The following is a 22,605-nucleotide window of genomic DNA, read 5'->3' on the forward strand; positions in this document are numbered from 1 at the left end:
ACAGGTCGCTCCCACAGAGATTGCGCCGGTGGCTACAAGATTTGCGTCGGACAAAACCTAGAACGTGGTGGCAAACACCACTTGGCTATAGAGGTTGTTGTCGGTGTTGCCTAACTGGGTGCCACCTTGGGCGGCGCTCTTGTCCGGCTGGTACAGACCGAGCAGCGGCATGATGGTCAGGTGATCGTTGACGTGCCATTCGGCGTACAAGTCAACCTCTTGGCCATCGGTGTTGCCCAGGTTGCGGTCGATGGTGTCGAAGTTGAATAACAACACGCCGACACTGAGGTTTTCCAGTGGCGTGACTTTCAGCGAGACGTTCTGGATACGTGAGTTGGTGTTGAACGGACCGGCATAGTTACCGGCCACTTCACCCTGGAACCAGGTTCCGTAACCGCGACTGAAGCCGTAGAACAACGTGTCATAGTTTTCCGAGAAACGGCTGTAGCGGTAGCCGACATAAGGTGTCCAGATCGACTCGGAGAAGGTCCAGCCGGCTTCCAGGTACCAGGCGTCTTCGCTGCTGGTGTGCGGTTTATCCTCTTTGGCGTATTCACCGGACAGGAACAGGTCTTTCACCCCGGCGTTGCCCGTCGCACGCAAGGCGTAGGTCTTCATGCCATCGCGCTCAAGCTGCAACGGCGAGGCGAACTGCTTGTCGACATCGTTGGTGTCGATGTAGGTCAAACCGACCGTGCCTGCGTCGGCGACGTGTTCGAGGGTGCCGACGTACATTTCGGTTTTTGCCTGGCCTCGGTTATCCGACTTCAGCCACATCAAGTCGCTGCGCCAGCCTTGCTTGCCACCGAGGCGCAACACGGCGGTTTCGTCGAAGGCTTTACGGGCGGCGAGGTAGTAGGCGCCGCCGCGATTGAACTCGCCGTCGGCCAGGCCTTTGCCCAGGTTCAGCGCGTCGCCATCGATCAGGAAACCGTCGCCGACCACGATGTTCTGGCGCCCGAAAGACAGGTCGACACCGTCATCCCCCAGCGCTTCAAACAGCTTGCCCGAGCGCCAGCCGAGGTAAGCGTCTTCGAACTTGGTGGTGCGTTCCGTACCGTTGGTGAAGCCGGCGGCATCACCGTCACCCCAGGTGCCGGAACTGAGCATATTGCCGGCGCCATAAGCGGTGCCGACGCCGCCCAGGCCTTTGTCGAAGCTCAGGCCGTATTTGATGTAGCCCTCGCGCCACGACGAGGAACCTTCGTCGAGACGGCCGGACAACGCGTAGTTTTCCTGGCTGTGGAACATGCCGAACACCGCTTCCAGCGTGGCGTTCAGGTGAGTGTCGTCATTGGCATAGAGTTCGTAGGCGTTAGCCTGGGCGGCACTGATCATCAGCGCGAGCGTCGAGAGACGAAGCAAGGGGGACTTGAGCATGGTGTGGCATCCATTCTTGTTCATGACCACAGGGTTGAGGTCTTTTTCGATACTAAGGCCCGGAACTTTTTCGCCCTTTTGTGTGGTTGCCAAAGAGTTGCCTGTGCTTGCCAAAATGCCCGGTTTGGCAGCCCGGCCAACACGACTGGCACGCAGGGCAAAACCTGCGCGTCACTGACCGCTGACAATCCGTATCAACCCTGCTGTTGCTTCCCCTCACGGATTCTCAAGGTCGCACTCTTATGTTCACTTCACAGAAATTCTCCCTCATCGGTTTGTTGTCACTGGCGTTGGCACAAACCGTGGTTGCCGCCGATTGCACGCCGGACCAGGGCCACGGCGCCCAGGTGTTCGCCAATGAATGCGGGGTGTGTCATTCGGTGAGCAAAGGCATGGCCGGGATGATGGGGCCGAACTTGTCGGGCGTGGTCGGGCGCAAGTCCGGCTCGCTCGAAGGCTTCAGCTACTCCCAGGCGATGCGCAGCAAAGACGTGACCTGGCAAGCCGAAACCATCAGCCAACTGATCACCCAACCCCAGGCCTATGTGCCCGGGACCTACATGCCCTACATGGGGCTGGCTTCCGCCGATGACCGCCAGGCGGTCGTTTGCTATCTCAAAGAACAACGCTAATCAGCCGGACTTCCAGGCTGAACCCCACGTTTGAACGACAGGTGAATTATGAGCAACGTTGAAATTCTGCCGCAGGTTGCTGCTTTCCTTGGCCGCCGTCACGGCTGCTTCATTGACGGCCAATGGGTGTTGGCGGATGGCCCGACTATCTCCGTGGTCAACCCGGCCACGGGGCAAACCCTTTGCGAAACACTGGACGCGCCGCTGGACGTGGTCGAGCGCGCCGTGCAGTCGTCCCACGCCGCGTTCAAATCCGGCGTGTGGTCCGGTTTGCGTCCGGCCGACCGCGAACGCATTCTGCTGAACTTCACCGCACTGGTTGAAGCACACGCCGAAGAACTGGCGCAGCTGGAAACCTTGAGTCAGGGCAAGTCGATCAACATGGCCCGCGCCCTCGACTTGAACGCCACCGTGGAGTTCATGCGCTACATGTCCGGCTGGGCGACCAAGATCGAAGGCCAGACCTTCGACGTGTCGATCCCGCTGCCGCCGGGCGCCAAATTCACCGCGTTCACCAAGCGTGAGCCGGTGGGCGTGGTGGTCGGGATTGTGCCGTGGAACTTCCCTCTGCTGATCGCTGCCTGGAAGTTGATGCCGGCGCTGGCCACCGGCTGCACCGTGATCATTAAACCGGCGATGGAAACCCCGCTGACCGCCATGCGCCTCGCTGAGCTGGCGTTGGAAGCGGGTATTCCGGCCGGCGTGTTCAACGTCGTCACCGGTGGCGGTGCTTCGGTGGGTGGCGTACTGACGGCGCATCCGTTGGTGAGCAAAGTGTCGTTCACCGGTTCCACCGCCGTGGGCAAAAGTGTCGGCGTGGCGTGCATGGAAAACATGACGCGCTTCTCGCTGGAACTGGGCGGCAAAAACCCGATGATCGTGTTGGCCGATGCCAACATCGAAAAAGCCGTTCAAGGCGCCATCCTCGGTGGCCTGCTGAATAACGGTCAGGTCTGTGCGGCGGCTTCGCGCTTCTACGTGCACCGTTCGATCCACGATCAATTCGTAGAGGCGCTCGCGGCGGCGGTATCCGCCATGCCTATCGGTGCCGGCATGAACTGCAATGCCGCGATCAATCCGCTGGTGTCGCGCAAGCAACAACAAAGCGTGCTCAAGCACATCGAACTGGCTCGCCGCGAAGGCGCGCGCGTGGTGTCGGGCGGTGAGTTGGTGGAAGGCGAGGGCTTCTACGTGCAGCCGACCATTCTGGCCGACATCGACCACAGCATGGCCGTGGCCCGTGAAGAAGTGTTCGGCCCGGTGTTGGGCGTGATGCCGTTCGACGACGAAGACGCCGTGATCGCACTGGCCAATGACAACCGCTATGGCCTGGCCGCCAGCCTGTGGACCAACGACCTTGGCAAAGCCATGAACCTGGTGCCGCGCATCGAGGCCGGCACGGTGTGGGTCAACGCCCACGTGCTGCTGGATCCGGCGATGCCGTTTGGTGGCGTCAAGCAATCGGGCATGGGCCGTGAGTTCGGTCGGGCGGTGATTGAGGCGTATACCGAGCTGAAATCGGTGTGCATCGCGCACTGATTCGATGACGGCCCCTGCAATGGGGGCCGTTGGCTTGACTGACTAACGGCGACACTGCCGACGTGGAATCCATTGCTTCCGGTTAATAGGAAGCATTACTATTCACGCCCCGTCTCCACAGCACACCGCAATGACCCCCAAGCTGCCCCGCAGACATGGCTTTTTCGAGTATTACGAAGAGTTGGTTGGCACCTGGACCCGTCGCCTGAGAAATCGTCAGCAGGCCGAGGACCTGGCCCACGACACCTTCGTGCGGGTGCTTGAATCGAATTCGGCGGCGGTGGAACAACCTCGGGCGTATCTGCACCAGACCGCGCGCAACATCGCGGTGGACGGTTATCGGCGTGAGGATCGGCGGGGCGCCATGGAGTCGGAGGCGATTGATCTCAGTGTGTCGTCGTCCGGCGACCCGGAGCAGTACATGCAGGCGATCCAGTTGGCTGATTCCATCGAACGGGCGCTCACCGAGTTGCCGGTCAATTGCCGCAAGGTGTTTGTGTGGCAAAAGATCGAAGGCTTGACCCAGGCTGAAATCGCCGAACGCCTGGGTTTGTCCAAGAACATGGTGGAAAAGTATATGATCCGCACCTTGCGGCATCTGCGTGATCGCCTCGACGGATCGCAACCATGAGCGGCCGCGGCTTCTCTCCCCCAGCCAAGCAGGAACTTCCATGATGGATACTCGTGATTGTGCGTGCGGGCAAACGACGGTTCGCGACGAGGCGGCGCAGTGGTTCGTGCGTTTGCAGGAACCGGTCGTGGACGTCGTGGAGTACCGGCGCTTCGAGGCCTGGCTGAACGAACATCCTCAACATCAAGACGAATTCGAAATGCTTCAGGGCTTGTGGATGGCGGTTGACCTGGTGCCGGCCGCGCGCCTGCAAGCCTTGTGTGAAACCGCGCCGACTCACCGCGCACGTCAGCCGTGGGCGCGGTATGCGGTGGCGGCCAGTGTGGTGGCCGTGGCGCTGGGCGTGGGATGGTTCAGTGGATTGCATCAACCGGCGCCTTTTACCGCTGAATATTCCACGGCGTTGGGTGAACGTCGCCATGTGGTATTGCCGGACGGTTCGTTGATGGACATGAACAGCCGTAGCCGTATTCAGGTGCGCTTTGAAAAAGACCGGCGTGGCATCGAGCTGACTGAGGGCGAAGCGATGTTCAGCGTCGAGCACGACATCAGCCGACCGTTTGTGGTCGACGCGGGCAACGGCCAGGTGACGGTCACCGGCACGCGCTTCGATGTGCGCCGCGATCCGTCGCAAACCCGGGTGGCGGTGGAGCAGGGCACGGTCAAGGTTCAGGGGCAGGGCGCCGATGTCATCAGCCTCACTGCCGGACTTGGCACTCGCATTGATGCCCAAGGGGTTGTCGCGCCGGCTTATGCGGTCAACCCGGCCGAACTGACGGCATGGCGCAGCGGCAAACTGGTGTTCAACAACGCCAGTCTCAGTGAGGTGGCTGCCGAAGTATCGCGTTACCGCGAAAAACCGCTCACCGTCGGCAACGACAAAGTCGGCAATCTGCGCCTGACCAGCGTGTTCAATTCTGACAACACCGACGCACTGCTCAAGGCCTTGCCAAGCATCTTGCCGGTGGCCGTGCGCACCCTCGATGACGGCAGTCAGGAAATAATTTCAAAATAAATTCAGGTTTTTTTCGAGTTCCTCGTCTTCTTGTCCAACTGCAACTGGTTTGCATTAACAAACGCATACGTTTGCGATCCACAGGACACTGTTCGACGTGAAAAATACCTCTGCCCACAACAAAAAATCTCATTGGTTGCGGTTGGCACTCGCCTTGGCGGTCAGCGCCGCGCTGCCCCAGGCGTTCGCCGCCGGGGGCATTCATATTCAGGCGCAGCCACTGGGCGAGGCCTTGAGTCAGTTGGGTCAGCAGTCTTCGTTGCAGGTTTTTTTCAGTCCTGAACTGGTCGCCGGCAAACAAGCCCCGGCCGTCGATGGCGATATTTCGCCAGAACAGGCCTTGCGTCAATTGCTGCAAGGCAGCGGTCTGCAATACCAGATCGATCAAGGCTCGGTCACATTGACACCCGCGCCGACGTCCGCTTCGGCCGGTCCGCTGGAGCTGGGCGTGACCGACATCAAAGTGGTCGGCAATTGGCTCGACGATGCCGACGCGGCCCTGGTGCAGAACCATCCCGGCGCGCGTACGGTGGTTCGCCGCGAAGCGATGATCGAGCAGGGCGCGATGAACGTTGGCGAGGTGCTCAAGCGTGTCCCCGGTGTGCAAGTGCAGGACGCCAACGGCACCGGTGGCAGCGATATTTCCCTGAACGTCGGCGTGCGCGGCCTGACCTCGCGCCTGTCGCCACGCTCCACCGTATTGATCGACGGCGTACCGGCCGCGTTTGCGCCGTATGGTCAACCGCAGCTGTCGATGGCACCGATTTCCTCGGGCAACCTCGACAGCATCGACGTGGTGCGTGGCGCCGGCTCTGTGCGATACGGGCCACAAAACGTCGGGGGCGTAATCAACTTCGTGACGCGCGCGATCCCGCTAGAAGCCACCGGTGAAATCGGCACCACCCTGGAAACTTCACAGTACGGTGGCTGGAAACACCTCGACACCGCGTTCCTCGGCGGTACCGCGGATAACGGCATCGGCATGGCGTTGTTGTATTCCGGAGTGAACGGCGATGGTTACCGTGAAGGCAACAACGACAATGACATCGACGACGTGATCCTCAAGACCCACTGGGCGCCGACCGATGTCGACGATTTCAGCCTCAACTTTCACTACTACGACGCCAGCGCCGACATGCCCGGCGGCCTGACACAGAAGCAATACGACGAGAACCCGTTCCAGTCCGTGCGCGACCACGACAACTTCAGCGGCCGCCGCAAGGATGTGTCATTCCGGTGGGCACGGCAGATCGACGACCGCACCCAAGCCGAAGTGCTGACGTATTACACCGACAGTTTTCGTGGCAGCAACATCGCCGCCCGCGACCAGAAAACCCTCAGTTCGTACCCGCGCAATTACTACACCTTCGGCATCGAGCCTCGGGTGTCCCATGTGTTTGATGTGGGCCCGACTCTCCAGGAAGTCAGCGTCGGTTACCGCTATCTGAAAGAAGCCATGCACGAAGAAGCGAGCCGTGTGGCGCTGGTGGACAATGAGCCGGTGTTGATCCCGGGCTCTGACGGCCACGTGTACCAGGATCGTACCGGTGGCACCGAAGCCAACGCGGTGTACGTCGACAACAAGATTGATGTCGGCAACTGGACCGTGACCCCGGGCATTCGCTTCGAACACATCAGCACCGACTGGCACGACCGCGCCGTGCTCGACACCGCCGGCAAACCCGTGCCGGAGAAAAACCGCAGCATCGAAAGCAACGAACCACTGCCGGCCCTGAGCGTGATGTATCACTTGTCCGAAGAGTGGAAGCTGTTCGCCAACTACGAGACCTCGTTCGGCAGCCTGCAGTATTTCCAACTCGGCCAGGGCGGCATCGGCGATAACACTGCCAATGGCCTGGAGCCGGAAAAGGCCAAGACCTACGAAATCGGCACGCGCTACAACGATGATGTGTGGGGTGGGGAAGTGACGCTGTTCTACATCGACTTCGAAGACGAACTGCAATACATCAGCAACGACGTGGGCTGGACCAATCTCGGCGCGACCAAGCACCAGGGCGTTGAGGCTTCGGTGCATTACGACTTGGCCGCGTTGAACCCAATGTTGGATGGCCTGACTGCCTACACCGGTTTCACCTACACTCGTGCTACCTATGAAGGTGAGATTCCGGGTTTCAAGGGCCGTGACCTGCCGTTCTATTCGCGTCAGGTGCTCACCGCCGGGCTGCGTTATGACATCAATCGCTGGACGTACAACCTCGATGCATTTGCCCAGTCCAAGCAGCGCTCGCCTGGCACTGGCATAAACGCCGATGGCAGCTTCAACGGCGATTACATCACTGAAGGTACTGCAGACGGTCAGTTCGGCGACATTCCGGGGTATATGATCTGGAACGCGCGCGGTGGTTATGACTTCGGTTCGCAGCTGTCGAACCTGAAGCTCGGCGCCGGGGTGAAAAACATCTTCGACAAGCAGTACTTCACCCGGTCCAGCGACAACAACTCGGGGATGTATGTGGGTGCGCCGCGTACGTTCTTTGTGCAGGCCAGTGTGGGGTTCTAGATACTCACCTGTGGCGAGGGAGGCTTGCTGTGGTGAGGGGGCTTGCTGTGGCGAGGGGGCTTGCCCCCGTTGGGCTGCGAAGCGGCCCCAAAAAAAGGGACAGCTGCTCTGTCCAACGGGGGCAAGCCCCCTCGCCACAATTCAGGCTTTCAACACCTTGCCGCCAATGGCCACCGCCACCAGCAACAACGCCATCAACCCAAAGGCAAAACTCAAATTGCTGCCATGGGCGACAAAACCGATCACCGCCGGGCCGGCGAGGATGCCGGCGTAACCCAGCGTGGTAATGGCCGGCACGGCAATGTGCTCGGGCATAACCGTCTGTTTGCCGACGGCGGTGTACAGCACCGGCACAATGTTCGAACACCCCGCGCCCAGTAGTGCATAACCCGCCAGCGCCGCCTCCCAGGCCGGCGCGAACGTGGCCAGCGCCAGGCCCGCTGCGGCCGTCAGCCCACCGAATACAATCACCCGCGTAGCACCCAGACGCCGGACAATCCGGTCACCGGTCAAGCGCCCGGCGGTCATGGTCAGCGCAAAGGCCGCATACCCCAGCCCCGCATACGCCGTGTCGATCCCGCGCTCCTGCGCCAGGAACACCGCGCTCCAGTCGAGGGCCGCGCCTTCGGCCAGGAACACGATGAAGCACATCCCGCCAATAAACAGCACGATGCCATGGGGCACGGCAAACACTGGCCCAGTGCTTTCGCTGCCGTAAGGCAACAGGTGCGGCGCAGCTTTCAGCAAGGCCAGCACCAGCACCGCAATCACTACCAACATCGCACCCAGCGGTGACATTCCAAGGCCGAGCAGGCCGCTGACACCCGCCGCACCGACGATCCCGCCCAGGCTGAACATCCCGTGAAAGCCGGACATCATGTTCTTGCCGCTGGCCCGTTCGACGATCACCGCTTGCAGGTTGACCGTCGAATCCACCGTGCCCAGCCCGGCGCCGAACATGAACAGCGTGGCGATCAACGCCGGCACGGTCGACACCGTCGCCAGCAACGGCAAGGCTGCGCAAATCAGCAACGTCCCGCCCGCCGTCACGCGCCGGCAACCGAAGCGCGCGGCCAACATCCCGGCCAACGGCATCGCCAGAATCGACCCCACCCCGAGGCACAACAGCAATAAGCCGAGCGTCCCCTCATCCAGCCCCGCCCGCGCCTTGGCGTAAGGCACCAACGGCGCCCAGGCGGCGATGCCGAGACCGGCAATGAAGAAGGCGACGCGGGTGGACATCTGCTCCAGTCGGCCGGGAATCAGTGGGGTTTGGGTGTGGAAATGGGTCATATCAATCCTTGGCAAAAAACGTCGCATCCCCAAGGGACACTGACTGATCCCGCGGGTTCGATCAGTGTCCGCAGCAGTTCGCGGCCCGACAGCTCCACATCCTTGCACAGCCCGTCGCCGTTTCGCGATATCGTCGATAAATTGATTGTTCAGACAGGAGGCGACATGACGCGGATGTACGATGCGCGAGGCAATATTTATATCGTCGTGGCGCCTGATGCCGTGCGTGATAGCGCAATTGATCTGCCCGAACAGGCCGACTTTGCCGCGCAAACGCGCGAGACGTGGGCGTTGGCGGCCATCGAGGCGTTTTGTGGTTGGGCCCCCGGCACTCAGCCATCCGGCAGCAAGGACCATCGTAGCGACGGTTTGCTGGTCGGGCCGTTTCAATCGGAGCCGCCCTATGACCTGCTGATCGTCAACACCGACGGCACGTTAGCCGAACGCAGTGGCAATGGGCTGACGATTTTTTCTCAGGCGCTGAGTGAGCACGGATTGATGACGATGGAGGATGGGTGCCTGTTGCGGGTTCATCACGACAAGACGGACGCGGTTTCGCCGGGGGAGACGTCAGTCAAACCGGCCGAGGTCGATGGCGTGCAAGGGTTCTGGCTGGATTTGGGAAAACCTTCGTTAGGGCCGCAAGCCGTGGGTGCGCAAGGGGTTGAAGGCGTGCTGTTGAATGGGCGGGAAGTCAGCCACGTGCGGCCCTTGTCCGCGCTTGAACCGGCCTGGAACCGCAGCCAGTTTGTGCGCATCGGCAATCCGCATTGCGTGACGCTGGTGGCGGATGCTGCTGCGTTGCCGAGCAATGAGCAAATGCGTGAATCACCGTTGGCAGAAGGGTTGATGCGGATTGCTTATGCCATGCCGACCGGGGCCGGTGACCCGTGTCCGGCAGGGGTGAATGTGCAGTGGGCGATGCTTGAATCTGCAGGCCAAGTCGTAGCGCGGGTGTTTGAGCGCGGGGAAGGGCCGACGGCGTCGTCGGGCACCAGCGCCAGTGCCGTGGCTTGCGCGGCGTGGCGGGTGGGTTGGGTGGCGGCAGGTGAAGTGAAAGTGGTTATGCCGGGCGGCACGGCGCCGATTTTGCTGGAGGAAGTGGAGGGGGAATTGAGTCGGGTCAGGCTGTTTGGCACGGCTCGGTTGATGGACTGAATTCGAAATCGCCTTCGCGAGCAGGCTCGCTCCCACAGGGGATTTGTGAACGGCACAGTGATAGGTTGGGTTCAAGATTGCTATCGCGGGCAAGCCCGCTCCCACAGGGATCTTCGGTATGACATAAATCCAGTGTGGGAGCGAGCCTGCTCGCGAAGGGGCCATCACATTCAGCACAGATTTCAGCTCAGACCGCTGAACTCCACCACCGGCATCGTCCGCTTCATCAGCAACTTGCCCCCGCGAACTGAACACAGCGGCAAGCCCTGGCTGCGAATCACCTCGTAATCACTGTCCGCCGACAGCACCAGCAAGTTCGCCGGCCGTCCCGCTTCCAGGCCATAACGCTCGCCGAGGTTCATGGCCTTGGCGCTGTTGTCCGTCACCAGGTCCAGCGCGCTTTGCAGGTTCCGGTACCCAAGCATGTGACAGATGTGCAAACCCGCTTCAAGCACCCGCAGAATGTTGCCGTTACCCAGCGGATACCACGGGTCAACGATCGAATCCTGACCGAAACACACGTTCATCCCCGCTTCGAGCAACTCGTTGACCCGGGTCACGCCACGGCGTTTCGGGAAAGTATCGAAGCGTCCTTGCAGGTGAATGCTTTCAGTGGGGCAAGAGACAAAACTGATCCCCGAATGCCCAAGCAGGCGAAAGAGTTTGGCGCAGTAAGCGTTGTCGTAAGAGCCCATCGCCGTGGTGTGGCTGGCGGTGACCCGCGAACCCATATCGCGGCTGCGCGCCTCTTCGGCCAGCACTTCGAGGAAGCGCGAATGCGGGTCGTCGGTTTCGTCGCAGTGCACGTCCACCAGGCAACCGGTGCGCTCGGCCAGGTCCATCAGGAACTTCACCGAACTCACACCTTGATCGCGGGTGTACTCGAAGTGCGGAATGCCGCCGACAACATCGGCGCCCATGCGGATCGCTTCTTCCATCAGCTCGCGGCCATTGCGGTACGACTCGATGCCTTCCTGCGGGAACGCGACGATTTGCAGGTCGATCAGGTGACGGCTTTCCTCGCGCACCTCTAGCATCGCCTTGAGCGCGGTGAGCTGCGGGTCGGTGACGTCGACGTGGGTGCGCACATGCTGGATGCCGTGGGCGGCGAGGGTCTGGATGGTTTTCTTGGCGCGGGCTTTGGTGTCTTCCTCGGTGATCGTCACCTTGCGCTCGCCCCAGCACTCGATGCCTTCGAACAGCGTGCCGCTCATGTTCCAGCGCGGCTGGCCGGCGGTCAGGGTGGCGTCGAGGTGAATGTGCGGCTCGACAAAGGGTGGCACCACCAGGTTGCCGCCGGCGTCCAGATCGTCGGGACCCAGGGTCGGGGCTTCGGTCTGCCGGGCGATGGTGCGGATCAGACCGTTTTCCAGGTGCAGCTCATGCAGGCCTTCTTGGTTGCGCAGGCGGGCGTTGATGATGTGCATCAGGCGAATCCTTTTATAGATCTTCTAGTGGTGCAATGGCGGTTCGAGCACCGAGCACGGCGGTCAATAACATATACGTTAGCGCGGCAGCGGCAATCCCTACCAGCGGCGCGACCCACGGCGAACTGAAAGCGGCCACGGTGCCGACGGCATAGGCCGTCAAACCCGGCCAGTTGAATGCGGGCAAGCGTGCGTTGGCCAACTTGGGATAATGACCTCGATAGCGAAAGAAAAAGTCCGCCATGATCACGCCACCTATTGGCGGAATCACCGTGCCCAGCAGAATCAGGTATGGCACCAGCATGTCGTACATGCCCAGTAGTGCCAGCAGCGTGCCGATAACCGCGCCGCCCAAGGTCACGGTTTTGCGCCGGCCGGTGCGCAGCAGGTTGCAACCGGCGACAGCGAAGTTGTAGATGGTGTTGTCCTGGGTGCTCCAGATGTTGATCAGCAACATCGCCATCGCGGCCATCGCAAAACCTTGCAATAGCAGCACCTCGACCACGTCCGGTTGTTGGTAGACGATGGCCCCGTAGGCGCCGATCACCACCATCAATCCGTTACCGAAGAAGAACCCGATCAGGCTCGCCAGCACCGCGACCCGTGCCGAGCGCGAGAAGCGCGTCCAGTTGGTGGCCTGGGTCGCACCGCTGACAAACGTGCCGAACACCAGGGTCACGGCGGTCGACCAATCCAGCGATCCCGTCGGCACTACGGCGAGCAAACCATCGAGCCCGCCGACCTTTACCGTCGCCACCCACATTGACAGCATCAGCAGCAGCATCATTGCCGGAACAGCGATGTAAGAGAGAATTTCCAGCCCGCGATAACCGACATAGGCGGTCGCACAAAATATCATCCCGAACAGCACCATCAGCCCGAGGACCGTGCCCTCGCTCAATTCGAAATACTTGCCCAACACCACGGCGGCAGTGGCAGTACCCCAGGCGTACCAGCCGATTTGGGTAAAACCGAGAATCAGGTCACTGAGCTTGCTGCCCACTTCACCGAAGCAGAAACGGCCCATCAGCACCGAGTTGAGTCCGCTCTTGAACGCAATATAGCCCAATGCGGCGGCGTAGATTCCCAGCAACAGATTGCCGACAATAATCACCGCCATCATCTCGGCAAAGTCGAACGCCACACCGAGCTTGCCGCCGGCAAACATGGTGGCGGTGAAGAAGGTGAAACCCAGCAGCACCATCGCCGTGGAGGCGAGGCCTTTGCGGGCATGCATCGGGACTTCGCTGAGGGGGTAATCGTTGCCCGGATCGTTCTGCGTCATGTGGCGTTCCTTGCAAAATGGGGGAGGACGCTGTGAGGGTTGCAGTGGTCGTGCCAAGGGTGTGGATGTGGTTATTTATAGCCGAACGCCAGAATTTGGCCGGGAATGTGGCCCGAAAGCGGTGCACCTGAAGCAACACATTCCCCTTGTGGGGTTCAGGGGGAAATGTGTAGGGGCAAGAATTTCAGTAACGCGGCAACAATCGCTTCCGGCGCATCTTCCTGAACCAGATGCCCTGCATTGGGGACCGGGTGAAATTGCGAGTCGGCAATCATCTGGTGCAAGGCCCGTCCGCGTTCGATGGGGATCCACTGATCGTCCTCGCCCCACAGAATCTGCACCGGGCACCGAATGGTCGGGTACAAACCTTCAGCCTCGCGGGTATAGCGCTCGTCCATCTGCGCAATCTGCCGGTAGAACGCTGCTTGCCCCGGCTCCCCCAGCCACGGCTGCACGTACGGTGCGAGTTCTTCATCGGGGATGTCGCGTTTGATCGCCCCGTGAATGTAGGCCGGCACGATGGCTCGCTGGATGTAATCCGGCACGCCACTGAACGCGGCTTCATGCTGGCGCACGTGCTGCACGAACGGTGAACCCCAGGGCGTCAGCGCCACCGGGTCGATCAATGTCAGGCTGCGGTAATCCTTGCCGTTCAGCAGGTGAGTGCGCAACGCGGTGGCGCCGCCGAAATCGTGGGCCACCACGTCGGGCCGCTCGATTGCCCAGTGTTCGAGCAAATGCGCCAGCAACTCGTTCTGCACACCCAGCGAAACGTCGCCGTCGATTTTCTCCGATTGGCCATAGCCCAGCAGGTCGAAGTAATGCACCCGGTGCGTGGCAATGAAGTGCGGGGCGATGCGGTGCCACACATAAGAAGAGAAGGGCGTGCCATGCACGAACACCAGTGGCGGGCCTTCGCCGTGCACGGCGTAGTGAATCCGGTGCCCGTTGAAGCGGTATTGGCGGTCCAGCAGCCAGTCAGCCATTTGCGTGTCCTCTTGGCGGGGTGCGAGGCAAAAAGCATAGGCATAAAAAAGCCACCGCTGAGGGTGGCTTGATCATTCACTGACGAAACGCAGTCTTCATTGTAGGAGCTGGCTTGCCAGCGAAAGCGGTGTGTCAGTCGACATCATCGTTACCTGACACACCGCCTTCGCTGGCAAGTCGGATCGCCGCACCGCAGCTCCTACAAGGGCCTGTTACTCGCCGTGATAGATGCAGCCGCTGGTGCACGTCTCGTGGATACGGATCGCGCTGAGTTCCGGCAGCAGGGGCTTCAGTTCATTCCAGATGAATTTGGCCAGCACTTCACTGGTCGGGTTTTCCAGACCGGGAATGTCGTTCAGGTAGTTGTGGTCCAGGCGCTCGTAGAGCGGCTTGAAGATCTCTTTGATCTCGGAGAAGTCACGGATCCAGCCGGTGTGAGGGTCGAGGTCGCCGCTCAAGTGGATTGCCACTTTGAACGAGTGACCGTGCAGGCGGCCGCACTTGTGGCCTTCCGGTACGTGGGGCAGGCGGTGGGCGGATTCGAACGTAAACTCTTTGAAGATTTCCACGGTATGACCTGTAGGGCTTGAATTTAGATGGTTTTAAGCGAGGAATGGTTTTTGGTGTACTGATCAATGTACTGATTGATCGTTGCTGGGGTTCAAATCGAGCATCCATTGCGAGATTGCAGACTGACGCCAGGCCACCGAGTTAGGACCTATTCTAACCTGTTTTGGGAAGGTGCCTTCCCTGATCCGGCGATAAACCGTGTTTCTACCGAGACCGGTGGTGCGCAGCACCTCGGCGAGGCGCAGGAAACGATCAATGTTCTGTGCTGCTGCCATTTATAGCTCCTTGCCGCTTGGGGCGTGAATCAATGAGCCGCGCGCGGCGGCAGAAGGTGGTGAGGGGTTATGGTTTGAATTCCGCTGCTGGGCAAAGTGTCCGAGCGTAATTGAGCAGATCAGTTGACCAGTCGAGGCCTACGCCGTCGTCGAAGGCGAACAGCATTCCGCCAAGAGCCTTGAGCAGCGACTCTTTCTCGGCCTTTAACTGGTCCCGCTCAGTCGTCAGCGAAGTGGAGAGCTGGCGCAGATCGTCAGGCCGCTATAGCGGCTGACTTTGAAGGGGAGGGGGGCAGCACTCGAACGCTTTTTATCTTTCTAGCTTGATATTCGTTCAGCACCGATTAATGTACTGAAACTCACCATCTGGTATGCAGCTATGGAAGAAGTTTTTGTTGTGCAAAAAAGGCCAACCGACAAAGAAGCACCAGATGGCTTTTATTTTCGAGTTGTTGATACCAGATCTGGAGAAGCGGTCGCCCCGAGTTTCCCTAATGCCCTCCAGGCCGAGCAGCAATGCGAAAAGTTGAATGAAGCAGCTGCGAAAACCTGGCCACACTCTTGAGCTTTCGTCCATTCCGTTATGCTCGGCCTGCTTTGCCGTGGCGTCCTAATCGGGCCGGCGAACAACTCTATTGCTGTAGGCATTGTGGATCCTCGCCGGCTGACGTGAAGTGAGTTTGTAGTTTATGTATCTATGTCGAATTCAGCCTGAAGGGAGACCGATATGAGATTGCAAAGCGATATCGATGCACTCGCGGCAATCCAAGAAGACGCTCAAATGATGCTTAAGCGACTGGGGATTCCCGACGACAAGCAAAAGCTGGAGGTCGTCATTTGCTTGCGGCAGATCATTGATCTTGCGACCTACAGGAAAGAGATTGACCGACTTACAGAGCATTCAGAGCGATAGGTGAGATTGGGGCCGGCGGCGTTCAGGTATCAGGCTCGCCGGCTGGCGTGATTCGTTGAAGTGGGGTATTTGTGTTCTGTTGTCGAGAGCGCTGGATAAGCGGCAGACCAAAGGAGCAGGAAGATGGCAGATTCGGTGTGGGAAGTGCTGTCAACCGTAAGTACGACCGCTGCTGTTGCTGTAGCTCTATGGTTTTCTGTTCAAGCTACTAGAGCAAACAGAAAAGCTGAAAAGGATCGCTTAGAATTGGCTGCTGCGAAAATGCTCAGCCCGCTGTCAGCCCTCGAAAGGATAGCGTCCTATCTGTCGGTGTGCATTTCATTCCGTGAGGTCGGGACAGTCGAGCCTGATCCCATTATTTTGAAGTGCCTGGACGATCTTGAAGAGCTCGCAAAAGCTATCTCAATCGAAGATCTGTACCCATTGCTCAAGCTACCGAAGCATGCAGCAAAAAGGGCTTCCAGATCCTTGGGGCTGATCCAAACATTTTTGGCTGACGCTCGTTCGATAGTGATTCATGAGTCTTGGAATGGGTTGGAGAGCCAACAGAAGGCCATTTATTATAATAAGTGGCATGGGATGATTTCTGAAATCCAAGACCATTTGAGAGTGGCAGTAGATGCTTGTGAAATTGCCGCGTCGACCGGTGCGCCAAGGCCATCACCAGAAGAGATGTATGGTGAGCCTTCAAACGATTAGGTGCGGCCTCCGATCAGGACTGCGGCGTAGCAGGGTGGTCAGGCGGCTGCGCGCTTGAGTTGCTCTGTTAGCTGGGTTGGCAGACCACGCAAAGTCAGCGTGCCGCCGGCTTCGTCGAACTCGATCTTCGATCCGAGCAGGTGCTGCTCGAAGCTGATCGACAGGCCCTCGGCGCGGCCAGTGAAGCGGCGGAATTTGTTCAGAGTCTTTTTGTCGGCCGGAATGGTTTCCGATAGGCCATAATCCTTATTACGGATGAAATCGGAAAATGCCTTGGGCTGGTCTTCATCGATCAGCTCGGACAGTTCGTCGAGGGTGATTGGCTCCCCCATCTTGGCTTGGTTCAAGGAGTAACTGACCAGGGTATGGGTCTTTTCGCGGGTCGACTCGTCACCCAGATCCTCGTTCTCAATGAAGTCGCTGAACGCCTTGAGCAAGGTTCGGGTTTCGCCTGGACAATCGATACCTTCCTGACAACCGATGAAGTCGCGGAAGTAATCGTTGGCCTTCCTTCCGTCTTTACCCTTGATGAACGAAATGTACTGGCGCGACTTGGCGTTGCTTCTCCATTCGCTAAGGTTGATGCGCGCGGCCAAATGAATGTGATCGAGATCCAGGCGCCGAATAGGCATCAACGTCAGGCCTTCGGTCATGGTCACCGCCTCGGTCTCTTGCACCAGGGCTATGGTCAGATATTCGGTCAGGCCCTGCTGATAATGGCAAAAGAGCGCGTGTCCGCCGATGGTCAGGTTCGACTCTTCCATCAACCGGGTCAGATGTTCGACGGCAATGCTGCTGAACGATAGAAAATCATCGGTGCCGGCCAAGTACTTGCCGATCCAGCCGCTGAGCGGATGCGCTCCCGATTCGGCGTGAAAGTAACCCCAGGCTTTACCTGTCTTGGCGTTGTAGCTTTCGTTGAGCCGGTGCATTAGATCGGCTCGGGCATCACTCTCGATCAGCTCGGCATCGCTTAAATGCAGGATGGCAGGGCTGCCGTCTGGCTTCTTGTCGATCTTGTGCATGATGCTGTGAAGAACGGGCATTGCGGTTACCTCGGGTAGGCACCGCCCTCCGTGACCGGATGCGACAGTGGCAATTTGGGTTTTGGTGGGGTATTACAGAGGTCCTGATTAAAAGTCGGCGAATCAGCCAGAGAGGTGTTCGTTATGAGCGCTAAATCCTGTGAAGTCGCACAGATCGACTCGATGGATCTTTCCGAGTATCAGAAGATTGCTCTCCAGTACGGAGATGGCAATTTGATCTTTTTGTGGAGTCTTCACTTTGACAAAAAAGGGCAGCCTACAAAGGAAAAGCCTGATCTCGTTGTTAAAAGCGAAAAAGAACTATCGAAGCCTGAAATAGAGGATCTTCAAAAACGGCTTCAGCAAAGATTGCGCGGCGGTTGTTGGCACGAGATTGACGACTGATTAGGACTGAGCACCTCATCCCCCGGATCACGCCTCAACTCGACCAAACTTTGATCATGAAATGCACGCGACACCTTTTCGCTTGGCGCATAAGGTGTCGTGACACACCTCAGCATCCAGGCGGCCGTCTCTACGTCGGCGGCGATTACATTGCGCAGTAGGTTCTGGTAAATCTCCTGCTGGTTGTTGAAACCGTGCTCTTTCATTAGGCGTTTCAGGTCAGCCCTGAAGCCACCCGCCATATCAACTTGAACGCGCTCGACAGCGTTGGCTGCATCGTCCGCAGCTTTCTTTGCTCGCTTTCGGATTTGCTTCAGTGCCTCCGATGTTGGCTGTTGTGATTCATCGGCCATGGCCTGTCTCTTCAATTCCGTGGGCCGGTAGATCCAGCCATGTCTGTCGTCGGCGCTGGCGCACCTGGTTGTTGACACGCCTCATGCTGCTATCTGCTGGTTCCAGACGCCCACGGCGTCGAACATCCGGGCGGCCTGTTCTTCAATCAGCGATACCTCGGCGGGAATGGCTATCCAGCCCGAAGCGACCCGATGATTCGGATTGCTCTCGGCGACGAGGGTTTTGTAGGTGTCCTCGATCACGTCCTCGAGGTGGGCGGCCAGATAATTGCCTTGGGGCGCAACCTCGACCGATTTGGTGTAACGGTGGCCGCGCTGGTCGCGACACTGGACGCTGGCATAGATCGTCCAGCGGTGAGCAATGTCGCAAACTGCTTCGGCCATGCGCTGTCCTGTCGGGATGCTCCTACACGTCTTCCAGTTGATCATCCCTTGGCGGCCGCTGGGGTCTATGTGGATCACCGCGACGTGATTGACCTTAAGCTCTGCCCGGCTCACACGCTCCATTCGAGCTCGCATGTTATTAGGTTTTCGCTTTTTCATCGTGTCGCCGCAATCTGGCGATTGGCCTTTGCTTCAAGCTGTATGGCAAGTTCGAGAGCGGCGTTGTAGTCGTCACGGAAGGCGCGGGTCTTGTTGGTGGTACGGTCTTTAATCTGATACATGCCAACGCTTCGCCCGGCGATTTGGTAGCGCACCGGTTTGGCTGGCGCTGGTTGATCAATACGGCCGTAAAACCCTGCTCGGGCGGCCTTTGTTCGTTGCAGCAGCTCACCGAGTTCATCAATGCGCTCTTGAAATGCTGGATGCATGGCTAATCCTTGAGTCTGAGTTGTCATCCCGATGCACCCTGTCGCCAAGGTGCAGCAGTGATGCTGTCTTGTTGCTCAGCAAACCTTGCGTGCCGAATGACTGGACACGAAAGCGGGCTGTGTTGCGTTGTTGTTCCCTGATCACAATCAGGGTCTGTCTTCAAACTGTTAAAGAGCGCTCAGGCCCTTTGAGGCCCTTCGCAGTGGCTGTGTGTCGCTGCGATGGATTAACAATACCGCCGGTATTGCTGGTAGGTCAATACCTCCGGTCATATTATTTTCAGCGCTAAAAAAAAACCCGCACGGCGGCGGGCAAAGAAGGATCGTTGATTTCAGTCTTCCTTGGGCACAGTCCAGAAAATCTGCACGGCGCCGTCATCTCGATGGGCTATGGTCACGTTATCGTTCTCGGCGATCTCGTCCAGGATGCGATCCCAGTCTTCGGGAGAATCGTTGGCTGCTCTCTCAAGGAGAGCAGACTTCGACGTCTGCGAGCGGGGGTTGTAAATGATTTTGTGGATTCGCAGGCTGAGCAGTTCGTAAGAGGTCGGGTGGGGCGGTGCTTGTTTTGCCTTTGCCATCGTGTCACTCCTTATATGTATGGATATACAGTATTCTGGCTCGATGATCTTGACTATCCGAAAAGAGAACAGTTGTACTTTTCTGTATCGCTCGCAACAAAAAGCCCGCACTCGGCGGGCTCTTTGTACGAGGTCAGATCCTTTCAAAATTGTTAACTAGCGGCGTACTGAGCATTGCTCCAATGAACGTTCACCGCATGGGCGGAGCCGTTCCCGACATCAACAGTGCTGCGCCGCTTTTCCCCGCTACGCGTGGTAACCACCGTATATTTGCCAGCGGGAAGCTGTACATAAACCAGAGGGTCAGCCTGATTCAGAGTAAAGACAGGATGCCCTTGTGAGTTCTGAACGACCACATCTGCGCCGGGCAGAAATTCATTTTTCGGACCGACAGAGAAGCTTATATGCAGGTTGTAACCCGAGGCCTGTTCAGCCGCCAGCTGAGTTGTACTCAATGAAGAACCCTGCGGCCCTCTCCAATCCTGATCCGGTCGAGCGCTCGGTTTAAGGCATCTAAGGCATCGAGGAGGGCTTTCGCCTCAGCTTCCCGGCCATCCCCCCAAAGGCGTTCAGCCATTTTATTCAGGGCTTGAATAGAGTTCTCAATTTCAGCGGCAGTCGCTGCAGCTTTACTTTCTGTCTGCTTCTTCGTCATTGAGTAACCCGTGCAGGGTGTTGCTTGTCTTTCAGTTTCTAGCGCGAATAGATAGCTCACCAGAGCACATGCCCTAAGATCGAATGCTAATCAGCGTTAGCTCGCACAATCCTTCCGCCTTCATCCGGCCATAGCGATTCTAAGCGCTACCGCCACCTCAATAAGTTTGTGCGCTTGGATTGATACAGACGCAGCCAAGTCAACATTCCCGGCTTCTTTGAGCGCTGTAGCCAAATCGAGCAGCTTCCCCACCTCTGCCTCGATGGCGCGGATGGATTCACCTATATGGTATTGAAGCGAGTGCGCCATACCGTCAATCCCTCGATCCAGATCTAGTACAAACCCACGCTGCGCCAGATCACTCGACCTTGGCTCTGGTTATTACGCCCACCTTCACTTCATCCGCAAGCGCCGCAACCCGATCTGCACGCTCATACATCTTTGCAATGAGCTTGAGCACGGCAGCCACCTCAATATCGCGGCAGTCCTTTGTAATGCTGAGCACTTCGTCTGCGGCCTGCTCGATCTCAAGCCCTAGCGCCTTGAGCTCGCGATGCAGTTCTTGGTTGGGCTTGGTGAGTGACATACCGATCTCCTACAAATCCCCGCCGCGCCAGACTACCCGGCCAATAATTCGGTATTCGTTGATCTCGTTGCGTGACAACACCTGGTCGGGATAGTCGTCTTTGTCTTCGTTGTCGCTGCGGATGATCCAACTGCCGAGGGCGGTTTTGATCAGGCGCTTCACGATCACACCTTTGTCAGCGCTGGCCAGCACGAAAACTTGCCCGTCAGTTGGCTCGATCCGCGACTCATCCACCAGCAGAACGTCATGGTCGCTAACTGTTGGCCACATGCTGTCGCCGTCGGCGTAGATCACCTTCAAGTTCTTTGGGGATAACCCCTTAGTGCGCAACCATTCCTTTTTGAAAGCCAAGGTGCTTCGAATCTCGACGTGTGGATTGTCGTGTCCGTGGCCGGCGGCTGCCCTAGCTGTGTATTGAGGAATGAACGCGTAACGCTCGTCGGAGGTTTCGTGAATGTCCTCTCCAGCAGGAAGCGGGGTGTTTGCCGCTTCTTTTGACGTTGGCAGGGGGGGCGGCGTAGCTCGGCCGCCATCCAGTGACGACGCCATCTTCTGCACCTGAGCGGCCAGGGTAGGGCTGATCGCTGATACCGGCACCTGAAGCATTCTGGCAAAAACTGTTGCCGCCTTGATGCTCAAAGCAGTTCGACCATTCATGAAATGGCTGACAGCTCCCTGTGTGACGCCGTCACCAAGTTCGCCGGCAATCTTTTCCTGAGTGAGCTTCAGCGTGCCTCGCTTCTCTTGAAAGATCGCCTTGAGCCGCTCGCTGTCTTGCAGCTGCCAATCAGTGAGAGGAAGTCTTCGGGAGTCTTTTTTCATCCGACGATCTTATTACCTGCGGTATTTGCTTAACCAATATCGCCGGTATTGACTATTAACAATACCGGCGGTCATACTGACGATGAAAATCTATGTTGAGGACGTCGCCATGCGCCGTATCCCGCTTTCCCAATTCGCTAAAGAGCATGGCCATACAAAGGCGGCTCAGATGCTCGGCTGCACGCAAGGCGCCCTAAGTAAGGCTATCCGCGTAGGCCGCGATGTTTTTGTGACCCTCGAAGAAGACGGCAGCTTGTCGGCTCAAGAGCAGCGTCCGTTCCCATCCCAAAAATCAGCCGCTTAACCAATTTCAACAGCCCGGAGCACCCGAATGTACATGGACCCCCAATTCCCCTGTCACCTGATCCGTTGAATCAAGAATACGAACGAGAGAGCCTCATGGAAACGTCGAATTTGCGACACGAAACACGCGATGCGGTCTTGGTTGCTATGGCGCGAGACATGATCGCTCGTACGAGCATGAGCCAGGACGGTTTTGCAGAGCAGCTCAACCATCAACTCTTTGATCGTGCTCCAGAACGTTGCAAAGAGAAGGGCTTTCCTGATCTGCAAGGGATGACCAAGACCGCAGACATGCAGGCTTATGGCCGCGCCTACAAAGCGTGGAGCAAACGTGTTGAGCGCTGGCTCGACTACAGCGGAGACCGTATCGAAATCCCTTCGTGGATTGAAGAGTCGTGGGTTGCGGCACTCGATCAACCTTGGCGCGACCGTGCACTGATTGAGCTATCGAGTCGTTACGGCCTTCTTGCTGTTAAGCAGATCGGCTCGGGCATCGATGACGCCCTCCAGGTTTTCGCTGGTATCTCGATGAGCTTCGGTCATGTCGCCGGGCTGGGCGGGAAGGTTTTCGCGGACGGTGTGTTTGACCATAAAGACAAGGGCTATGCCGAGTCCTTCGAATCCTTCTGCCGCTCGCTTGCAGCTCATGCGGTTGCCATGGCTGATCAAGCAGCGGTTGTTGCTTCGAAGACTCACTAAATCCCAGGCACAAAAAAGCCGGGCTGCAACCCGGCTTCT

Annotated in this window: 29 protein-coding genes; 12 read left to right on the top strand and 17 right to left on the bottom strand. The window is 58.3% G+C overall.

Annotated elements, in window-relative coordinates; translation table 11 throughout:
* Positions 1 to 57 precede the first annotated feature (57 nt).
* Positions 58 to 1,380 carry a hypothetical protein gene (locus tag ACWGZX_RS23880; RefSeq protein WP_452625694.1) on the bottom strand — a complete coding sequence of 441 codons (1,323 nt, stop codon included), beginning with the start codon at positions 1,378 to 1,380 and terminating at the stop codon, positions 58 to 60.
* Positions 1,381 to 1,622: 242 nt separating this feature from the next.
* Between ACWGZX_RS23880 and ACWGZX_RS23885 the strand changes: the two genes are divergently transcribed.
* The 5 genes from ACWGZX_RS23885 (at position 1,623) to ACWGZX_RS23905 (ending at position 7,718) form a co-directional block, all read left to right on the top strand.
* Positions 1,623 to 2,012, top strand: coding sequence for a c-type cytochrome (locus ACWGZX_RS23885; RefSeq protein ID WP_452625695.1), 390 nt, complete (start codon positions 1,623 to 1,625; stop codon positions 2,010 to 2,012).
* 48 nt (positions 2,013 to 2,060) lie between these two features.
* Positions 2,061 to 3,551 (top strand): aldehyde dehydrogenase family protein, encoded by a 1,491-nt coding sequence (locus tag ACWGZX_RS23890; RefSeq protein WP_452625696.1) that lies wholly within the window; start codon positions 2,061 to 2,063, stop codon positions 3,549 to 3,551.
* Between the two features lie 130 nt (positions 3,552 to 3,681).
* Positions 3,682 to 4,182 carry a sigma-70 family RNA polymerase sigma factor gene (locus tag ACWGZX_RS23895; RefSeq protein ID WP_452625697.1) on the top strand — a complete coding sequence of 167 codons (501 nt, stop codon included), beginning with the start codon at positions 3,682 to 3,684 and terminating at the stop codon, positions 4,180 to 4,182.
* Between the two features lie 40 nt (positions 4,183 to 4,222).
* On the top strand, positions 4,223 to 5,197 hold the full coding sequence (locus ACWGZX_RS23900; RefSeq protein WP_452625698.1) for a FecR family protein: 975 nt from the start codon (positions 4,223 to 4,225) through the stop codon (positions 5,195 to 5,197).
* A gap of 97 nt (positions 5,198 to 5,294) precedes the next feature.
* Positions 5,295 to 7,718, top strand: a complete 2,424-nt coding sequence (locus ACWGZX_RS23905; RefSeq protein ID WP_452625699.1) for a TonB-dependent siderophore receptor — start codon at positions 5,295 to 5,297, stop codon at positions 7,716 to 7,718.
* Positions 7,719 to 7,859: 141 nt separating this feature from the next.
* On the opposite strand, the gene ACWGZX_RS23910 is transcribed toward ACWGZX_RS23905, so the two are convergent.
* Positions 7,860 to 9,011 (bottom strand): MFS transporter, encoded by a 1,152-nt coding sequence (locus ACWGZX_RS23910; protein WP_452625700.1) that lies wholly within the window; start codon positions 9,009 to 9,011, stop codon positions 7,860 to 7,862.
* Between the two features lie 165 nt (positions 9,012 to 9,176).
* Here ACWGZX_RS23910 and ACWGZX_RS23915 point away from each other — a divergent pair, with 165 nt between their 5' ends.
* Positions 9,177 to 10,169, top strand: a complete 993-nt coding sequence (locus ACWGZX_RS23915; protein WP_452625701.1) for a diaminopimelate epimerase — start codon at positions 9,177 to 9,179, stop codon at positions 10,167 to 10,169.
* A gap of 182 nt (positions 10,170 to 10,351) precedes the next feature.
* On the opposite strand, the gene codA is transcribed toward ACWGZX_RS23915, so the two are convergent.
* The 5 genes from codA to ACWGZX_RS23940 form a co-directional block, all read right to left on the bottom strand.
* On the bottom strand, positions 10,352 to 11,596 hold the full coding sequence (codA, locus tag ACWGZX_RS23920) for a cytosine deaminase (protein WP_452625702.1): 1,245 nt from the start codon (positions 11,594 to 11,596) through the stop codon (positions 10,352 to 10,354).
* 13 nt (positions 11,597 to 11,609) lie between these two features.
* Positions 11,610 to 12,881: a cytosine permease gene (gene codB / locus ACWGZX_RS23925; protein ID WP_452625703.1), complete on the bottom strand. Its 1,272-nt coding sequence runs from the start codon at positions 12,879 to 12,881 to the stop codon at positions 11,610 to 11,612.
* A gap of 155 nt (positions 12,882 to 13,036) precedes the next feature.
* Positions 13,037 to 13,867 (bottom strand): alpha/beta fold hydrolase, encoded by an 831-nt coding sequence (locus ACWGZX_RS23930; RefSeq protein ID WP_452625704.1) that lies wholly within the window; start codon positions 13,865 to 13,867, stop codon positions 13,037 to 13,039.
* 213 nt (positions 13,868 to 14,080) lie between these two features.
* Positions 14,081 to 14,437, bottom strand: coding sequence for a 6-carboxytetrahydropterin synthase QueD (gene queD, locus ACWGZX_RS23935; protein WP_123426580.1), 357 nt, complete (start codon positions 14,435 to 14,437; stop codon positions 14,081 to 14,083).
* 63 nt (positions 14,438 to 14,500) lie between these two features.
* Complete coding sequence (locus ACWGZX_RS23940; protein ID WP_452625705.1) at positions 14,501 to 14,713, bottom strand: helix-turn-helix transcriptional regulator; 213 nt, start codon at positions 14,711 to 14,713, stop codon at positions 14,501 to 14,503.
* Between the two features lie 379 nt (positions 14,714 to 15,092).
* On the opposite strand from ACWGZX_RS23940, the gene ACWGZX_RS23945 reads away from it, so the two are divergent.
* The 3 genes from ACWGZX_RS23945 (at position 15,093) to ACWGZX_RS23955 (ending at position 16,325) form a co-directional block, all read left to right on the top strand.
* Positions 15,093 to 15,278, top strand: a complete 186-nt coding sequence (locus ACWGZX_RS23945; RefSeq protein WP_452625706.1) for a hypothetical protein — start codon at positions 15,093 to 15,095, stop codon at positions 15,276 to 15,278.
* Positions 15,279 to 15,440: 162 nt separating this feature from the next.
* On the top strand, positions 15,441 to 15,626 hold the full coding sequence (locus ACWGZX_RS23950; RefSeq protein WP_452625707.1) for a hypothetical protein: 186 nt from the start codon (positions 15,441 to 15,443) through the stop codon (positions 15,624 to 15,626).
* 123 nt (positions 15,627 to 15,749) lie between these two features.
* Positions 15,750 to 16,325, top strand: a complete 576-nt coding sequence (locus ACWGZX_RS23955; protein ID WP_452625708.1) for a hypothetical protein — start codon at positions 15,750 to 15,752, stop codon at positions 16,323 to 16,325.
* A 38-nt stretch (positions 16,326 to 16,363) separates the two neighbouring features.
* Here the strand turns inward: ACWGZX_RS23955 and yejK are convergent, their stop codons facing one another.
* Positions 16,364 to 17,371, bottom strand: coding sequence for a nucleoid-associated protein YejK (gene yejK, locus ACWGZX_RS23960; protein ID WP_452625709.1), 1,008 nt, complete (start codon positions 17,369 to 17,371; stop codon positions 16,364 to 16,366).
* 123 nt (positions 17,372 to 17,494) lie between these two features.
* Between yejK and ACWGZX_RS23965 the strand changes: the two genes are divergently transcribed.
* A complete protein-coding gene (locus ACWGZX_RS23965) occupies positions 17,495 to 17,755 on the top strand; it encodes a hypothetical protein (RefSeq protein WP_452625710.1) in 261 nt (86 codons plus the stop codon).
* Here the strand turns inward: ACWGZX_RS23965 and ACWGZX_RS23970 are convergent.
* The 9 genes from ACWGZX_RS23970 to ACWGZX_RS24010 all read right to left on the bottom strand — a co-directional run bounded on the left by ACWGZX_RS23970 (position 17,710) and on the right by ACWGZX_RS24010 (position 21,564).
* Complete coding sequence (locus tag ACWGZX_RS23970) at positions 17,710 to 18,108, bottom strand: hypothetical protein (protein ID WP_452625711.1); 399 nt, start codon at positions 18,106 to 18,108, stop codon at positions 17,710 to 17,712. The two genes, ACWGZX_RS23965 and ACWGZX_RS23970, sit on opposite strands and share 46 nt — an antisense overlap.
* 81 nt (positions 18,109 to 18,189) lie before the next feature.
* Positions 18,190 to 18,651, bottom strand: coding sequence for a hypothetical protein (locus ACWGZX_RS23975; RefSeq protein ID WP_452625712.1), 462 nt, complete (start codon positions 18,649 to 18,651; stop codon positions 18,190 to 18,192).
* The gene (locus ACWGZX_RS23980) at positions 18,648 to 18,947 is read right to left on the bottom strand and encodes a hypothetical protein (RefSeq protein ID WP_452625713.1); all 300 of its coding nucleotides are present in this window, start codon (positions 18,945 to 18,947) and stop codon (positions 18,648 to 18,650) included. The genes ACWGZX_RS23975 and ACWGZX_RS23980 overlap by 4 nt, the downstream gene beginning before the upstream one ends.
* Positions 18,948 to 19,252: 305 nt before the next feature.
* Complete coding sequence (locus ACWGZX_RS23985; protein WP_452625714.1) at positions 19,253 to 19,501, bottom strand: DUF1654 domain-containing protein; 249 nt, start codon at positions 19,499 to 19,501, stop codon at positions 19,253 to 19,255.
* Between the two features lie 152 nt (positions 19,502 to 19,653).
* Positions 19,654 to 19,956 (bottom strand): hypothetical protein, encoded by a 303-nt coding sequence (locus ACWGZX_RS23990; RefSeq protein ID WP_452625715.1) that lies wholly within the window; start codon positions 19,954 to 19,956, stop codon positions 19,654 to 19,656.
* Positions 19,953 to 20,156, bottom strand: a complete 204-nt coding sequence (locus tag ACWGZX_RS23995) for a hypothetical protein (RefSeq protein WP_452625716.1) — start codon at positions 20,154 to 20,156, stop codon at positions 19,953 to 19,955. The genes ACWGZX_RS23990 and ACWGZX_RS23995 overlap by 4 nt, the downstream gene beginning before the upstream one ends.
* A gap of 120 nt (positions 20,157 to 20,276) precedes the next feature.
* Positions 20,277 to 20,465 (bottom strand): hypothetical protein, encoded by a 189-nt coding sequence (locus ACWGZX_RS24000; protein ID WP_452625717.1) that lies wholly within the window; start codon positions 20,463 to 20,465, stop codon positions 20,277 to 20,279.
* A 49-nt stretch (positions 20,466 to 20,514) separates the two neighbouring features.
* Positions 20,515 to 20,742 (bottom strand): hypothetical protein, encoded by a 228-nt coding sequence (locus ACWGZX_RS24005; RefSeq protein ID WP_452625718.1) that lies wholly within the window; start codon positions 20,740 to 20,742, stop codon positions 20,515 to 20,517.
* Positions 20,743 to 20,751: 9 nt separating this feature from the next.
* The gene (locus tag ACWGZX_RS24010; RefSeq protein WP_452625719.1) at positions 20,752 to 21,564 is read right to left on the bottom strand and encodes a LexA family transcriptional regulator; all 813 of its coding nucleotides are present in this window, start codon (positions 21,562 to 21,564) and stop codon (positions 20,752 to 20,754) included.
* Positions 21,565 to 21,673: 109 nt separating this feature from the next.
* Here ACWGZX_RS24010 and ACWGZX_RS24015 point away from each other — a divergent pair, with 109 nt between their 5' ends.
* Together ACWGZX_RS24015 and ACWGZX_RS24020 are read left to right on the top strand one after the other, a co-directional pair.
* Positions 21,674 to 21,868: a Cro/CI family transcriptional regulator gene (locus ACWGZX_RS24015; RefSeq protein WP_452625720.1), complete on the top strand. Its 195-nt coding sequence runs from the start codon at positions 21,674 to 21,676 to the stop codon at positions 21,866 to 21,868.
* 95 nt (positions 21,869 to 21,963) lie between these two features.
* Positions 21,964 to 22,566, top strand: a complete 603-nt coding sequence (locus tag ACWGZX_RS24020; RefSeq protein WP_452625721.1) for a hypothetical protein — start codon at positions 21,964 to 21,966, stop codon at positions 22,564 to 22,566.
* Positions 22,567 to 22,605: the final 39 nt, after the last annotated feature.

This window comes from Pseudomonas sp. CLCA07, assembly GCF_053615335.1.

What these genes read in the sequence shown, in the direction of transcription:
- ACWGZX_RS23895 (WP_452625697.1), top strand. Translation starts at nt 3,682, where the DNA reads ATGACCCCCAAGCTGCCCCGCAGACATGGCTTTTTCGAGTATTACGAA.
- ACWGZX_RS24005 (WP_452625718.1), bottom strand. Translation starts at nt 20,742, where the DNA reads ATGTCACTCACCAAGCCCAACCAAGAACTGCATCGCGAGCTCAAGGCG.
- ACWGZX_RS23985 (WP_452625714.1), bottom strand. Translation starts at nt 19,501, where the DNA reads ATGGCAAAGGCAAAACAAGCACCGCCCCACCCGACCTCTTACGAACTG.
- ACWGZX_RS23900 (WP_452625698.1), top strand. Translation starts at nt 4,223, where the DNA reads ATGATGGATACTCGTGATTGTGCGTGCGGGCAAACGACGGTTCGCGAC.
- ACWGZX_RS24015 (WP_452625720.1), top strand. Translation starts at nt 21,674, where the DNA reads ATGCGCCGTATCCCGCTTTCCCAATTCGCTAAAGAGCATGGCCATACA.
- ACWGZX_RS23950 (WP_452625707.1), top strand. Translation starts at nt 15,441, where the DNA reads ATGAGATTGCAAAGCGATATCGATGCACTCGCGGCAATCCAAGAAGAC.
- ACWGZX_RS23880 (WP_452625694.1), bottom strand. Translation starts at nt 1,380, where the DNA reads ATGCTCAAGTCCCCCTTGCTTCGTCTCTCGACGCTCGCGCTGATGATC.
- ACWGZX_RS23885 (WP_452625695.1), top strand. Translation starts at nt 1,623, where the DNA reads ATGTTCACTTCACAGAAATTCTCCCTCATCGGTTTGTTGTCACTGGCG.
- ACWGZX_RS24020 (WP_452625721.1), top strand. Translation starts at nt 21,964, where the DNA reads ATGGAAACGTCGAATTTGCGACACGAAACACGCGATGCGGTCTTGGTT.
- ACWGZX_RS24000 (WP_452625717.1), bottom strand. Translation starts at nt 20,465, where the DNA reads ATGGCGCACTCGCTTCAATACCATATAGGTGAATCCATCCGCGCCATC.
- ACWGZX_RS23955 (WP_452625708.1), top strand. Translation starts at nt 15,750, where the DNA reads ATGGCAGATTCGGTGTGGGAAGTGCTGTCAACCGTAAGTACGACCGCT.
- ACWGZX_RS23930 (WP_452625704.1), bottom strand. Translation starts at nt 13,867, where the DNA reads ATGGCTGACTGGCTGCTGGACCGCCAATACCGCTTCAACGGGCACCGG.
- ACWGZX_RS23980 (WP_452625713.1), bottom strand. Translation starts at nt 18,947, where the DNA reads ATGACAACTCAGACTCAAGGATTAGCCATGCATCCAGCATTTCAAGAG.
- ACWGZX_RS23975 (WP_452625712.1), bottom strand. Translation starts at nt 18,651, where the DNA reads ATGAAAAAGCGAAAACCTAATAACATGCGAGCTCGAATGGAGCGTGTG.
- ACWGZX_RS23910 (WP_452625700.1), bottom strand. Translation starts at nt 9,011, where the DNA reads ATGACCCATTTCCACACCCAAACCCCACTGATTCCCGGCCGACTGGAG.
- ACWGZX_RS23970 (WP_452625711.1), bottom strand. Translation starts at nt 18,108, where the DNA reads ATGGCCGATGAATCACAACAGCCAACATCGGAGGCACTGAAGCAAATC.
- ACWGZX_RS23995 (WP_452625716.1), bottom strand. Translation starts at nt 20,156, where the DNA reads ATGACGAAGAAGCAGACAGAAAGTAAAGCTGCAGCGACTGCCGCTGAA.
- ACWGZX_RS23890 (WP_452625696.1), top strand. Translation starts at nt 2,061, where the DNA reads ATGAGCAACGTTGAAATTCTGCCGCAGGTTGCTGCTTTCCTTGGCCGC.
- ACWGZX_RS23940 (WP_452625705.1), bottom strand. Translation starts at nt 14,713, where the DNA reads ATGGCAGCAGCACAGAACATTGATCGTTTCCTGCGCCTCGCCGAGGTG.
- ACWGZX_RS23965 (WP_452625710.1), top strand. Translation starts at nt 17,495, where the DNA reads ATGAGCGCTAAATCCTGTGAAGTCGCACAGATCGACTCGATGGATCTT.
- ACWGZX_RS23945 (WP_452625706.1), top strand. Translation starts at nt 15,093, where the DNA reads ATGGAAGAAGTTTTTGTTGTGCAAAAAAGGCCAACCGACAAAGAAGCA.
- yejK (WP_452625709.1), bottom strand. Translation starts at nt 17,371, where the DNA reads ATGCCCGTTCTTCACAGCATCATGCACAAGATCGACAAGAAGCCAGAC.
- ACWGZX_RS23915 (WP_452625701.1), top strand. Translation starts at nt 9,177, where the DNA reads ATGACGCGGATGTACGATGCGCGAGGCAATATTTATATCGTCGTGGCG.
- codB (WP_452625703.1), bottom strand. Translation starts at nt 12,881, where the DNA reads ATGACGCAGAACGATCCGGGCAACGATTACCCCCTCAGCGAAGTCCCG.
- ACWGZX_RS24010 (WP_452625719.1), bottom strand. Translation starts at nt 21,564, where the DNA reads ATGAAAAAAGACTCCCGAAGACTTCCTCTCACTGATTGGCAGCTGCAA.
- codA (WP_452625702.1), bottom strand. Translation starts at nt 11,596, where the DNA reads ATGCACATCATCAACGCCCGCCTGCGCAACCAAGAAGGCCTGCATGAG.